This is a genomic window from Ructibacterium sp. SJQ-7 (assembly GCF_054696575.1).
Genome location: NZ_CP195193.1, coordinates 940,930 through 954,123, shown reverse-complemented (window position 1 = coordinate 954,123; position 13,194 = coordinate 940,930). Strand labels below are relative to the sequence as shown.

Here is a 13,194-nt window from a genome sequence, read left to right as displayed (position 1 = left end):
AGTAGAAGATGCAGGATTTAAGCAAAGTTATAAAGGACAGAATTAAAAATTACGATAATATAATACGCGAAACAGAAACGGGTTACGTTGTAGAAGTCGGTGACGGAATTGCGCGTATACACGGACTTGATGCGTGTATGGCCGGTGAGCTTATCGAGCTTGACGGCGGAGTTATGTCTATGGCACTGAACCTTGAAGAAGATAACGTCAGCGTTGTTATTCTCGGTGATGATACGGGAATAAAAGAGGGCAGTATCGCAAAACGTACGGGACGTGTCGCAGACGTTCCCGTTGGTGATGCACTTTTGGGGCGTGTTGTTGACGCTCTCGGAAACCCTATTGACGGCAAGGGTGCAATAAATACAACCGAAACACGCCCCGTCGAATCTCCGGCGTCGGGAATTATCGAACGTAAGTCTGTAAGCGTGCCTTTGCAAACGGGTATAAAGGCGATTGACTCTATGATACCTATCGGCAGAGGTCAGAGAGAACTTATAATCGGTGACAGACAAACAGGTAAAACGGCGATTGCGGTTGATACCATTATAAACCAAAAAGATACGGACGTACTTTGTATTTACGTTGCGATAGGTCAAAAGCGTTCAACGGTTGCGTCAATCGTTGATACGCTTGAAAAGGCCGGTGCGATGGATTATACGATTGTCGTTTCCGCAACGGCGTCTGAAATGCCGGCACTTCAATATATTGCACCGTATGCAGGTTGTGCAATGGGCGAATATTTTATGTATAAAGGCAAGGACGTTTTGATTGTGTATGACGATTTGTCAAAACACGCAGTCGCATACAGAGCGTTGTCGCTGCTTTTAAGACGTTCACCGGGACGTGAGGCGTATCCGGGCGATGTATTCTATTTACATTCAAGATTGCTTGAAAGAGCGGCGAGATTGTCGGAGGATTTGGGCGGCGGTTCGCTTACGGCATTGCCGATTATAGAAACACAGGCAGGTGACGTTTCGGCATATATACCGACAAACGTAATTTCAATTACGGACGGACAGATATTCCTTGAAACGGAATTATTCCATTCGGGCATTATGCCGGCGGTCAATCCCGGTATAAGCGTGTCGCGTGTAGGCGGTAACGCACAGATAAAGGCAATGAAAAAAGTTGCCGGAAGTCTGAAACTTTCGTATTCACAGTACAGAGAACTTCAAGCATTCGCACAGTTCGGCTCGGACCTTGACAAAGACACAAAAATGCGTCTTGCAAAGGGTGAGAGAATAGTTGAAGTGCTGAAGCAAGGAAGAAACACGCCGATAAGAGTATCATTGCAAGTGGTAATTATTTATGCGGTTATAAACGATTTGCTTGAAGATATACCTGTTGAAAGAATACAGGAATTTGAAACATCATTATTTGAGTATATTGAAAATAATGCACATGATATAATAGATACGATTGAAAACACAGGTGAAATGAATAAAGAATGTGAAGAAAAAATCCGTTCATCTGTTGAAGATTGTAAGAAACGTTTTGTAAAGTAGGGGGGATGCTCTGATGTCTGCTTCATCAATGAAGACAATAAAAAACAGAATAAAGAGTATAAGCTCAACTATGCAGATAACAAAAGCTATGGAGCTTGTTGCCGCGTCCAAAATGCGTAAAGCGTCCGAGGGTATTGAACGTTCAAAGCCGTATTTTAATATACTTCACGAAACGCTTGAAGATATTGCAAAGGATAATAAGGATTTCAGCTCTGTATTTACGCGTGAGAGAGAGGGAAAAACGTGTCATATTGTTATAGCCGGTGACAGAGGTCTTGCGGGCGGATATAACAACAATTTGTTTAAATCTCTTGACATAAAAGACGGAGATATAATTTTTCCGATAGGTAAAAAGGTTGTGGAGCATTTCGGTGAAGATAATGTGTATACCGACACATATGCCAAAGCAGGCGATATAAAAATCTCCGATTGTCACGCAATAGGAAGCTTATTGGCAAAGGCGTATGAAAAGGGCGAATTTACGCGCCTTATTCTTTCGTATACAAGCTTTGTCAATATGCTTACGCAAGAGCCTAAGACGGAAAATGTTCTGCCGATAAGAGTTGAGCATACAAAAGAGGGTATGCGTAATATGAATTACAGCCTTATTGTGTATGAGCCTGATGCAGAGGAAACTTTTGCACAGATAATACCTTATTATATTTCCGGAATGGTGTACGGTGCTGTGTCGGAATCGGTTGCGTCGGAATTATCGGCACGAAGAAATGCGATGGAATCCGCAACGGACAATGCGTCGGAAATGATTGAAAATCTGAGCCTTGAATATAACAGAGCAAGACAGGCGTCAATCACGCAGGAATTAACAGAGATAATATCAGGTGCGAATAATATATAAAAAGGATTTGAAAATATGAATAACGTTGGAAAAATAGTTCAAATAATAGGTCCTGTCCTTGATATAAGGTTTGAGGACGGTGAATTGCCTAATATTTTAAATGCCATTGAAATTGACAATAAAGGTCAAAGGCTTGTTGCGGAAGTTGCACAGCATATAGGTGACAATGTTGTCAGATGTATTTCGATGGGTTCGACGGACGGACTTGTCAGAGGTATGGACGCCGTTGACACAGGTGAGGGAATTAAAGTGCCTGTCGGTGAAGAAACACTCGGAAGAATTTTTAACGTTTTGGGTGATGCGGTTGATAATATGCCAAATCCCGAAACGAAAGAAAAATGGTGTATACATCGTGAGCCGCCGACATACGAAGAACAAAATCCGACAACGGAAATACTTGAAACGGGTATTAAGGTTGTCGACCTTATTGCGCCGTATGCAAAAGGCGGTAAAATAGGTCTTTTCGGCGGTGCCGGTGTCGGCAAGACTGTTCTTATAATGGAGCTTATAAATAATATTGCTAAAGAACACGGCGGTATCAGTGTTTTCGCCGGTGTCGGCGAGAGAACGAGAGAGGGTAACGACCTTTATAATGAAATGAAAGAGTCGGGCGTTATCAATAAGACTGCGCTTGTTTACGGTCAGATGAACGAGCCGCCGGGTGCAAGAATGAGAGTTGCGCTTTCGGGACTTACAATGGCTGAATATTTCAGAGATAAGCAACATCAGGACGTGCTTTTGTTTATTGATAATATTTTCAGATTTACACAAGCCGGTTCGGAGGTTTCGGCACTTATCGGACGTATTCCGTCGGCAGTTGGTTATCAGCCTACACTTTCTACTGAAATGGGTGCTTTACAGGAGAGAATTACATCTACAAAGAACGGTTCTATAACTTCGATACAAGCTGTCTATGTGCCTGCGGACGACCTTACAGACCCTGCTCCCGCAACGACATTTGCTCACCTTGACGCAACAACTGTTTTGTCAAGACAGATTTCTTCGTTGGGTATTTATCCGGCGGTTGACCCGCTTGAATCAACATCAAGAATTTTGACACCAGAAGTTGTGGGTAAGGAGCATTACGAAACAGCCAGAGCGGTACAGCGTATAATTCAAAGATATACCGAATTGCAGGATATTATTGCGATTATGGGTATGGACGAGCTTTCGGAAGAGGACAAGAATACCGTAAACAGAGCGAGAAAGGTTCAGAGATTTTTGTCACAGCCGTTCTCTGTTGCGGAACAGTTTACAGGTATGCAAGGTAAATACGTTCCGATTAAAGAAACAATTCGCGGTTTTAAGGAAATTATCGAGGGTAAATGTGATGATATTCCCGAATCGTGTTTCCTTTTCGCGGGCGGTATTGACGAAGTTCGTGAAAAAGCAAAGAAAATGGGTGAATGATTATGAATACATTTCATTTGCAGATAGTAACGCCCGACGGACTTATGTTTGACGGTGATGCGGAAAAATTACTTGTTCGTACAACGGAGGGTGACGTCGGTATTATGAGCGGTCACTGCGATTATGTAACGCCTGTCGATACGGGCATGGCAAAAGTTACAACAAACGGCGATGTAAGAACGGCGGCGTGTTCGGGCGGACTTTTGAATGTGAAAAAAGGAACGGTCAGACTTGTTGCAAGTACGTTTGAATGGTCCGAAGATATCGACGTTGAACGTGCGTTGAGGGCAAAAGAGGCTGCGGAAAAGAAAATTAAAGAAGCTTCCGACTACGAAGAAAGAGCCGCTGAAATAAAATTAAAAAGAGCACTTACGAGAATACGTGTAGGTGAAGAGGGACACTAAAAATTTAGTGTCCCTCTTTGATTTGCAAAATTAAAAATTTGTCAATCATATTGACAAAAATCAGACACTCGGATATACTAAAATATGAATAGGAGGACAAGGTATGCAGATTGAAAAATACTACAATGATTTAAACACATTGCATATTAATACAGAAGAAAACAGAGCGTATTATATGCCGTGTTCGGATATAGAAAATGCAAGAAAGGGAACGAATGACAGAAAGCAGGATTTAAACGGTGAGTGGAACTTTATGTATTACACTTGCATTGATGATGTTCCTGATGATTTTAAGGACGGAAATACAGACGGCTTTGATAAAATTCCTGTACCGTCATGTTGGCAAACGCAAGGTTATGACCGCCATCAATATACAAATACAAGATATCCGTTTCCGTATAATCCACCGTATGTTCCGTATGACAATCCGTGCGGTGCGTATGTAACTCATTTTGAATCGGATAATGATTATAGGAAGTATTTGAATTTTGAGGGTGTGGATTCTTGTTTTTATGTGTGGGTGAACGGCGAATTTGTCGGTTACAGTCAAGTATCACATTCAACATCTGAATTTGATATTACAGATAAGGTTAAAAAAGGCGATAATATACTTTGTGTGTTGGTTTTTAAATGGTGTGACGGAAGTTATCTTGAGGATCAGGATAAGTTCAGAATGAGCGGTATTTTCAGAGATGTGTATATTTTAAATCGTCCGCAGAAGCATATCCGCGACTATAAAATCGAAACAGATATTCAAGGAAAAATTAATATTGAAATAGATTCGGACACTGATGTGAGCTTTGTTCTTGAAAATGAAAAAGGCGAGATATACAGCGGGGACAGTAAAACTATAACGGTTGAAAAACCGATACTTTGGAACGCGGAATATCCGTATTTATATACATTGTATCTTGTAACGGAAGATGAGGTTATACGCGAAAAAATCGGTTTCAGAGAAATAAAAATTGATGACGGAATTGTTTTTCTTAATAATAAACCGATAAAAATGAAAGGTGTAAACCGTCATGACAGTGACCCTGTAACAGGATATACCATAAGCCGCGAGCAAGCCGAAAAAGATTTAAAACTTATGAAACAGCATAACATCAATGCACTTCGTACAAGTCACTATCCAAATGCTCCGTGGCTTATGCAGTTGTGCGATGAATACGGCTTTTACGTTATTGCGGAATCGGATCTTGAAATTCACGGAACAGCATCATTTTTCGGCGGTTCACAAGCCGTTACATTCGGATTGCTTGCACAAAATCCCGATTGGGAAAATGCAATTTTGGACAGAGTTCAGAGAAATGTTATACGCGATAAAAACAGAACAAGCGTGTGTATTTGGTCGCTCGGCAATGAGGGCGGTTACGGCGTGAATTTTGAGAAAGCAGGCAGATGGGTCAAGGAATATGACTCCACAAGATTGACGCATTACGAAAGCAGTATGTGGCAGATGGAGGGACATATAAACGATACCTCAATGCTTGATGTTGAAAGTACAATGTATGCGGATTATAAGTGGATAGACAAGTATTTTGAAAATCCGGGTGAAGTGGTTTGGCACAGAGTCAGTCTTGGAAAAGGCAGTGAATACGGCGGTGCGGGCGAATGGATAAATCTTTCGGAGAGTAAACTCGGCAAGAAAGAAAAGGAACAAATGGCGGTTGTAAAACCGTATATGCAGTGCGAATTTATACACGCAATGGGTAACGGTCCCGGCGGTATAAAGGAATATATAGACCGCCTATACAGATATGACGGATTTTTCGGTGCATTCGCTTGGGAATGGTGCGACCATGCTATTGATATGGGGGACAGTAAATATTTTTACGGTGGTGATTTCGGCGAATATCCGAATGACGGTAATTTCTGCGTTGACGGACTTGTTTACCCCGACAGACGACCTCATACGGGACTTTTGGAATACAAGCAGGCTATTAAACCGTTTGCGATAAAATCATACAGCAATATTATGGTGGTGGAAAATCGTTACGATTTTGCGGAGCTTGACGATAAACTTTATTTTGAAGTCAACGGTGAAAGAATGGAATTTGATGTTCCGCCGAGAGGAAAAAAGAGCTTTCCGCGTCCGAATGGTGATGTCGTAATGGTTAAGGCATATCAAAAGAGCGACACGCTTTGGGCGAAAAAAGGATATGAAGTAGGCTTTGAACAACTTATTGTAAATGACACTGTGCTGAAACTTGAACCTGTAAATGCAGACGGAAGTTTTGAGGTATCGGAGCAAGGCAGAAACATTACGATAAAAGGCAATAATTTTGAATATATCTTTGATAAATCAACAGGTAATTTCAAAAAACTTTCCGATGCGGTTACAAGACCTGTTGAATGGAATATGTGGAGAGCACCGACTGACAACGACAGAAATATTATGCGTGATTGGATAAATGCTGATTATCATAGAGAACAAAGCTACGTCTACGACTGTACTTATGATGTGACTGATACAGTTACGATAAAGTGCCATAATGCGCTTATTCCCGTTGTGCAGCGCAAGCATATGGATATTGAAACCGTATGGACGATTTATGCAAACGGTATTATTGATATGCAGTCGAGCGTTAAAGTGGGCGAAAATCTGCCTGTAATTCCGCGATTTGGTTTGAGATTTTTCACTAAAGGCGAGAACGTCAAGTATTACGGCTACGGCCCGTATGAAAGTTACAGTGATAAGCACCTTTGCACATATATTGATGAATTTAATACAACCGTTTCGGATATGTATGAACCATATATAAAACCACAGGAAAACGGAAGTCATTTCGGTACAAGATATGTTGAAACGGAAAATATCAGAGTAAGCTCGGATACTCCGTTTTCATTCAGTGCGTTGCATTACACGCAAGAGGAATTGACCGAAAAGAAACATAATTTTGAACTTGAAAAATGCGACGATACTGTTTTGTGTATTGATTATAAGCAAAACGGTATAGGTCAAAACAGCTGTGGACCGCTTACACAAGAAGAATATCGCTTTGATGAAAGTGAATTTGAATTTAAAATAAGAATTGAAATTAAATAGGGACACAAAAAAGGATAGCGGCAATATGTCGCTATCCTTTATTTTATCTTACCATTTCATCTTGATGACCTGTAGCTTTGTGTGATTTAATAACGCTTTCGATTTCTTCAATACTGCTTGCTGACATATCACCTGCAACAGTGTTTTTAACAGCTGAAAGTGCGTTACCGATTTCGATTGCTCTTTCAGGAGTACCGTACTTGATAAGTCCGTAAAGCACACCTGCAAGATATGCGTCACCCGAGCCTATGCGGTCGATAACTTCGATATTATTGTAAGGTTCTTCTTCATAGAAATTACCGTTCATATATATTTTTGAGTTGAAATTATGGTGCGTAGGGCTTACAGCCTCACGTCTTGTTGTTGCAATAAGTGTGCAACCGTAAGTGTCGGCATAGCCTTTCATTATTTCTTCCAAAGTACCTGTTCTCTGCAACATCCTTCTTGATGTTTCTTCCGAAACGAAAAGAAAATCTACATATGGGAATATCGCCTCAACAGTCTTTTTAGCCTCTTCTTCAGACCACAAACTTGCACGGTAGTTTACGTCAAATGAAATATATGCACCTGCCTCGTGGAATTTATGTATCATTTTAATAGCCGTTTCCTTTAGTGATGGGTCAAGTGCAAGCGTAATGCTTGAAATGTGAAAAATCTTAGTTTTTGCGTATATATCCTCCGGAAGTTCGTCAAGAGAAAGTGAACAAAAACTTGAATTTGCTCTATCATAAATTACCGATGATTTTCGCGGATAAGCACCGCTTTCATAGTAATAAACGCCCAATCTTTTTTGAGGTGAGTGGTCGTATATAATATAGTCATCGGACACGTTTCCGTAACGAATTTTATTTCTTATAAAATGTCCCATCTTGTTTTCGGGCAATTTTGTAACTATCGCCGAACGAATACCGAGCATTGCCGCACCCGATACAACGTTAAGTTCACTTCCGCCTGCATTTTTTTCAAATGTTTCGCTTTGAGAAATCTTTTCTTTGTTTGGAGGTGAAAGTCTTAGCATAACTTCGCCTAAACCGATAAGGTCAAAATCAGTATTTTCTTTAAATTCCATAGTAAAATCCTCCATCATAATGAATAATTTTATTATACAATACAACAGTGCATTTAGTCAATAATTGTTATTATTTTGACATAGACAAATTTGTTGTAAAGTGCAGGCCGTTATGATATAATCATATTCAGAGGTGTTAAAAAATGAAAACCAACTGTGAATTTTGTATGAATTACTATTATGACGATGAATATGAATGTTATTGCTGTGCGATAAATTTGGACGAGGACGAAATGTACAGATTTACGATGGGCAATAACGATAACTGCCATTATTTCAGAATGGGCGACGACTATACGATTGTAAGGAAGCAAAACTGATGGACAGAACAATACTTCATTGCGACTGTAATGCATTTTATGCGTCGGTGGAATGTGTATTAAATCCGGAACTTAAAAAAGTGCCTATGGCGGTCGGCGGTGACGAGGAAAGCAGGCATGGTATTATATTGGCAAAGAATGAGCTTGCGAAAAAGTACAACATACAAACTGCCGAAACAATTTGGCAGGCAAAGAAAAAGTGTCCCGATTTAGTCATAGTCAGACCGCACCATGATTTGTATTACAAGTATTCAAAGCAGGTTATGGATATTTATAAACGGTACACCGATTATGTCGAGTCGTTCGGACCTGATGAGGCTTGGCTTGATGTTACGGGAAGTAAAAGACTGTTCGGTGACGGTGTGAAGATTGCGAATGAGCTTAGAAAAATTGTAAGAGAGGAAACAGGGCTTACAATTTCAGTCGGAGTGTCATTTTGCAAGGTGTTCGCAAAACTTGGCAGTGACTATAAAAAACCGGACGCGACAACTGTGTTTTCAAAATCAAATTGGAAACAGTTTATATATCCGCTGTCGGTAAGAGATTTGCTTTTTGTCGGCAAAAAGACGGGTGATGAACTTGAAAGATTAGGCGTTAAAACTATCGGTCAGCTTGCAAAATATGACGAACATATCCTTATCAGGCATTTCGGTAAAGCGGGAAATATGCTGTACAGATACGCAAACGGACTTGACAGTGAGCCGGTTAAATCAATATACGAAAAAGAGAAAGTTAAATCGGTCGGCAACGGTATGACGTTCAGACAGGACCTTGTCGGTGAAGAAGATGTACGGAGCGGTATATATGCACTTTCGGACAGTGTTGCGGCACGTTTACGCCGAAAAAATATGAAATGCACGACAGTGCAAATATTGATAAAAGATCCGCAATTTAAGAGTATAAGCCGTCAGAAAAAACTCGAAAAGCCTACATATGTTTCAAGAGATATACGCAATGCGGCGATGGAACTTGTAAAAAAATCTTGGAATTTAAAATTACCGATACGAATGATATCTGTAACGGGAACAAACCTTGTCGGTGAGAATGACGTATACGAACAGATGAGTTTGATTGAGGACAATACGGAAAATACGAAAAAAGTCGAGCAGTTTGAAAAAACGGTTGATAATTTGAAAAATCGTTTCGGAAATGTGGTTTCACTTGGCGGAAGTATAAAAAAATATGAGGGCAGTATAAGGAAAAAACCGTAAAAGTCATAAAATCGAAATTTAATTCATATCTCGATAGGGGAGATATGAATATGTATAAAAGAAATCGTGCGAGCGGTAATTCCGGTGAGAAAATCGCTTGTGGTAAGATAACGCGTGTAAATTAAGAGGAACAGATTTTAAATCTGCTCCTTTTTTTAGTAAGTGTATTATTCGATAAACCGAAATTTACTTTAATAAATATTTTTCAAACGCTTTATGATTATCAAAGTGGACTTCTCTAAAAAACAGAACTAACCAAATAATATAGGTTGGTATAGCTATATATGGGGTTAAAAAGCAGGATAATAATGCTCCTGCCAACATTATAATAGCCCACATAAAGCACTGATTTCTTATATCACGAGAGATATGAGCTTTATCATACAATGCCTGTTCTTCTTTAGAAAATGAATTAAATCCTGAAACAAATTTTGCTGCTTTTTCCTTAAAAATCGCAAATAACACACCTATAATCAGAAATGGTATTACCAAAATTATACACGACCAAAATCCTATATTCATAATACATACCTCCGCTTCAAATTCCGATTTATCTAAGTTATTTTAAATCCTTAAACATTTTTATATGCGGACAAAATTCTTCTTTATATATTTCGCCGATTTCGGTGTAACCGAGTTTTTTATAAAAATCTTTTGCCTGTATTTGAGCGGAAAGCTCGATATGATGTGCACCCGATTCAAGTGCTTTTTCTTCAAGTATGGCAATAACTTCACTGCCGAGCGACTGACCTCTGTATTCTTTCATAACGGCGATACGGCCGATTTTCATGCAACCGTCGAAAAACAGTCGTCCCGTTGCACAAGGATTATCGTTTTCATCGTACAAAACAAGGTGCAAAGCGGTTTCGTCAATGTCGTCAAATTCGTATTCAAAACCTTGCTCTTCCACGAAAACGGACTGTCTTATCGCTCTTGCATCCGGACTGTTATTGAGTCCTTTGGATAGTGTATATTTCATAAATTCACCCCTAACATTTCTATTATATCATACATATTGCATAAAAACAAGTAAAATTTTAAAAATCAGAAAAAAATTTAAAATGCTATAATTAAGTATTGCAAAAACAATAAAAAGTGATATAATATAGTTGAAAGTTACACAGCGGGGGAGGCGAAGAAGATGTCAGAGGGGACAGTGGAAGAACTTCAAGAAAAAGTTCATCAACTGGAAGAAAGTTTACGAAAAGTAAAGAGTGTTGATGAACTTACCGGACTTTACAACAGGAATACATATTATGACCGTGTCAGGTGCAGATTTGAAAATGAACCGGACAGAGAATATGTTATTGTTTGTTTTGATGTCGAGAAATTCAAATTTGTCAATGACAGATTCGGTTTTGTCGAAGGTGACAGACTTCTTAGCTATATAGGCAAGAAATTGCAAGAAAGAGCCGCAAAATACGGTCTTGTAGCCGCAAGGCTTTCGGGTGATGTATTTTCTTTTATGGACTTTGAAGAAAATATTCAGCCGGATGCATTGGGTGCGGAAATTCAAAGTTGGGTAAAGGATTATCCGATTGATTTTGAAATAAGAATGACTGTGGGAATTTACCACGTTAAAACAAAAAATATCCCCGTAAGACTTATGTGCGACAGAGCAAGTTTTGCGTGTGAGTCAATAAAAAACAATTATCTTGTTAATGTTGCGGAATATAATGAAAGTGTGAAAAACTATGTTTTCTCGCAACACGAACTTTTAAACGAAAGTGAAAGGGCATTTGAAAATCACGAATTTAAAGTGTATCTTCAGCCTAAATACGATATACGAACAACAAAGGTAATGGGTGCGGAAAGCCTTGTAAGATGGCAGCATCCCGAAAAAGGTCTTATCTTTCCGAAAGATTTTATTCCGATGTTTGAGCAGAATATGCTTATTACAAAACTTGATGAATATATATGGGAAGAAAGTTGCCGAATTTTACGTGATTATATCGATAAGGGATATACCGCGGTTCCTATATCGGTGAATGTTTCGCGAATGGATATTTATTCTCTTGATTTGTCAAAGATTTTTGTAAATCTTACGGATAAATACAATATTGATAGAAGATATTTGGAGATAGAAATTACCGAAAGTGCGTTTACAAGTGATGAAGAACAGATTTTGAAAGCTGTTGACGAACTTCGTGAATTGGGTTTTATTGTATTGATGGACGATTTCGGCAGTGGTTATTCCTCGCTTAATATGTTGAAAGATATAAGCGTTGATGTACTTAAAATAGATACAAGATTCCTTGAGGCAGGTCGTGACGGAAATACAAAGGGTAAAGAAATTCTTGAATCGGTTATAAAAATGGCAAAGTGGATTGGTTTGGCGGTAATCGCCGAGGGCGTTGAAACGGATGAACAGAAGAATTTCTTGCTTGACAGAGGCTGTAATTATGCACAAGGATTTTATTTTTCAAGAGCGATAGATGAAGAATCTTTCGGAAAATTAATCAGTGACCCAAATAATGTTGCAAGTGAAAATTTGGACAACGTTTTTGACAATACGATTGAAATTGAAGAATTACTTAATTCCGATTTTATGACTGAGGGGTTGCTTAACAATATTTTGGGCGGCGTTGCACTGTATTCGCTTAGTAATGACGGAAATAAACTTAATGTTTTAAAAGCAAACGAATTTTATTATTCGATAACTAAGAATTATCCGAAAAATGTTACTGCAGGCGGATATGACGGATTGGAAAATCTTCACCCCGATGACAGAGAAAAGGCAATAGAGGCATTTCGCGAATCGAAAATAGCGGGGAATAAAGGTGTTTCCGTACAGGTTAGAAATGTATTCGGTGAAGATGTTATATGGCTGTCGATTAAAATTTTCTACCTTGCAAGCCGTGAAGATTGTTCAATTTATTATGCGTCTGTTTCGGACAGCAGTGAACAAATGGGTGTTTTGAGTAAACTCAATATGCTAAGACGCAGTTTTGAAACGGCACTTGACCTTATTGACGCCATTGCACTTGAGTATTATTTTATAAACAATACCATTGATGTAAAGACAAAACTTGCCGAAGGACATTCCTATATGTTTGGCACTTACATACAAAATGCACTTGAATATATTTTGGACAATAAGATTGTTCATCACGATTCGATGGACGAATACAAAATATTATGTAAGCATTTAAAGAAAAGTGATAAGCCGATTAGTGTTGTGCTTGACCTCTTGTATAAAGAAGGTATGTATAATCGTTGTAAAGTTACGGCGAAAACAGTTTATGGAAACGGGAAGAGAATTAAATCGGTTATTGTAATTGAAAGTACAGGATTGGATGTAAAACCATAAAAAAGAGAATGCGACATGATGTGACCCCCAAAAGTTAGACTTTTTATAGCGTAGTAGTTT

General features: G+C 39.0%; 11 protein-coding genes. 8 read left to right on the top strand and 3 right to left on the bottom strand.

Annotated elements, in window-relative coordinates; translation table 11 throughout:
• Positions 1-8 precede the first annotated feature (8 nt).
• The 5 genes from atpA (at position 9) to ACSAMO_RS04205 (ending at position 7,224) form a co-directional block, all read left to right on the top strand.
• Positions 9-1,505, top strand: a complete 1,497-nt coding sequence (gene atpA, locus ACSAMO_RS04225) for a F0F1 ATP synthase subunit alpha (protein ID WP_412577935.1) — start codon at positions 9-11, stop codon at positions 1,503-1,505.
• Positions 1,506-1,518: 13 nt separating this feature from the next.
• On the top strand, positions 1,519-2,361 hold the full coding sequence (gene atpG / locus ACSAMO_RS04220) for an ATP synthase F1 subunit gamma (protein WP_412577934.1): 843 nt from the start codon (positions 1,519-1,521) through the stop codon (positions 2,359-2,361).
• Between the two features lie 15 nt (positions 2,362-2,376).
• A complete protein-coding gene (atpD, locus tag ACSAMO_RS04215; protein ID WP_022230372.1) occupies positions 2,377-3,771 on the top strand; it encodes a F0F1 ATP synthase subunit beta in 1,395 nt (464 codons plus the stop codon).
• Positions 3,772-3,773: 2 nt separating this feature from the next.
• A complete protein-coding gene (gene atpC / locus ACSAMO_RS04210) occupies positions 3,774-4,175 on the top strand; it encodes an ATP synthase F1 subunit epsilon (RefSeq protein WP_484110672.1) in 402 nt (133 codons plus the stop codon).
• 103 nt (positions 4,176-4,278) lie between these two features.
• Complete coding sequence (locus ACSAMO_RS04205) at positions 4,279-7,224, top strand: glycoside hydrolase family 2 TIM barrel-domain containing protein (RefSeq protein ID WP_499209913.1); 2,946 nt, start codon at positions 4,279-4,281, stop codon at positions 7,222-7,224.
• Positions 7,225-7,267: 43 nt separating this feature from the next.
• On the opposite strand, the gene ACSAMO_RS04200 is transcribed toward ACSAMO_RS04205, so the two are convergent.
• Positions 7,268-8,293 carry a sugar kinase gene (locus ACSAMO_RS04200; RefSeq protein ID WP_308456684.1) on the bottom strand — a complete coding sequence of 342 codons (1,026 nt, stop codon included), beginning with the start codon at positions 8,291-8,293 and terminating at the stop codon, positions 7,268-7,270.
• A 143-nt stretch (positions 8,294-8,436) separates the two neighbouring features.
• Here ACSAMO_RS04200 and ACSAMO_RS04195 point away from each other — a divergent pair, with 143 nt between their 5' ends.
• Both ACSAMO_RS04195 and dinB read left to right on the top strand, forming a co-directional pair.
• Positions 8,437-8,613 (top strand): DUF6472 family protein, encoded by a 177-nt coding sequence (locus ACSAMO_RS04195; protein WP_022230376.1) that lies wholly within the window; start codon positions 8,437-8,439, stop codon positions 8,611-8,613.
• Complete coding sequence (gene dinB / locus ACSAMO_RS04190) at positions 8,613-9,824, top strand: DNA polymerase IV (protein WP_499209912.1); 1,212 nt, start codon at positions 8,613-8,615, stop codon at positions 9,822-9,824. Before ACSAMO_RS04195 ends, dinB begins: the two co-directional genes overlap by 1 nt.
• Before the next feature lie 186 nt (positions 9,825-10,010).
• Here the strand turns inward: dinB and ACSAMO_RS04185 are convergent, their stop codons facing one another.
• Together ACSAMO_RS04185 and ACSAMO_RS04180 are read right to left on the bottom strand one after the other, a co-directional pair.
• A complete protein-coding gene (locus ACSAMO_RS04185) occupies positions 10,011-10,346 on the bottom strand; it encodes a DUF3784 domain-containing protein (protein ID WP_021982867.1) in 336 nt (111 codons plus the stop codon).
• Positions 10,347-10,383: 37 nt separating this feature from the next.
• On the bottom strand, positions 10,384-10,803 hold the full coding sequence (locus tag ACSAMO_RS04180; protein WP_412276157.1) for a GNAT family N-acetyltransferase: 420 nt from the start codon (positions 10,801-10,803) through the stop codon (positions 10,384-10,386).
• Positions 10,804-10,965: 162 nt separating this feature from the next.
• Here ACSAMO_RS04180 and ACSAMO_RS04175 point away from each other — a divergent pair, with 162 nt between their 5' ends.
• Positions 10,966-13,134, top strand: coding sequence for a putative bifunctional diguanylate cyclase/phosphodiesterase (locus ACSAMO_RS04175; protein ID WP_499209911.1), 2,169 nt, complete (start codon positions 10,966-10,968; stop codon positions 13,132-13,134).
• Positions 13,135-13,194: the final 60 nt, after the last annotated feature.

What these genes read in the sequence shown, in the direction of transcription:
- ACSAMO_RS04185 (WP_021982867.1), bottom strand. Translation starts at nt 10,346, where the DNA reads ATGAATATAGGATTTTGGTCGTGTATAATTTTGGTAATACCATTTCTG.
- ACSAMO_RS04195 (WP_022230376.1), top strand. Translation starts at nt 8,437, where the DNA reads ATGAAAACCAACTGTGAATTTTGTATGAATTACTATTATGACGATGAA.
- atpD (WP_022230372.1), top strand. Translation starts at nt 2,377, where the DNA reads ATGAATAACGTTGGAAAAATAGTTCAAATAATAGGTCCTGTCCTTGAT.
- atpC (WP_484110672.1), top strand. Translation starts at nt 3,774, where the DNA reads ATGAATACATTTCATTTGCAGATAGTAACGCCCGACGGACTTATGTTT.
- ACSAMO_RS04175 (WP_499209911.1), top strand. Translation starts at nt 10,966, where the DNA reads ATGTCAGAGGGGACAGTGGAAGAACTTCAAGAAAAAGTTCATCAACTG.
- dinB (WP_499209912.1), top strand. Translation starts at nt 8,613, where the DNA reads ATGGACAGAACAATACTTCATTGCGACTGTAATGCATTTTATGCGTCG.
- atpG (WP_412577934.1), top strand. Translation starts at nt 1,519, where the DNA reads ATGTCTGCTTCATCAATGAAGACAATAAAAAACAGAATAAAGAGTATA.
- atpA (WP_412577935.1), top strand. Translation starts at nt 9, where the DNA reads ATGCAGGATTTAAGCAAAGTTATAAAGGACAGAATTAAAAATTACGAT.
- ACSAMO_RS04200 (WP_308456684.1), bottom strand. Translation starts at nt 8,293, where the DNA reads ATGGAATTTAAAGAAAATACTGATTTTGACCTTATCGGTTTAGGCGAA.
- ACSAMO_RS04180 (WP_412276157.1), bottom strand. Translation starts at nt 10,803, where the DNA reads ATGAAATATACACTATCCAAAGGACTCAATAACAGTCCGGATGCAAGA.
- ACSAMO_RS04205 (WP_499209913.1), top strand. Translation starts at nt 4,279, where the DNA reads ATGCAGATTGAAAAATACTACAATGATTTAAACACATTGCATATTAAT.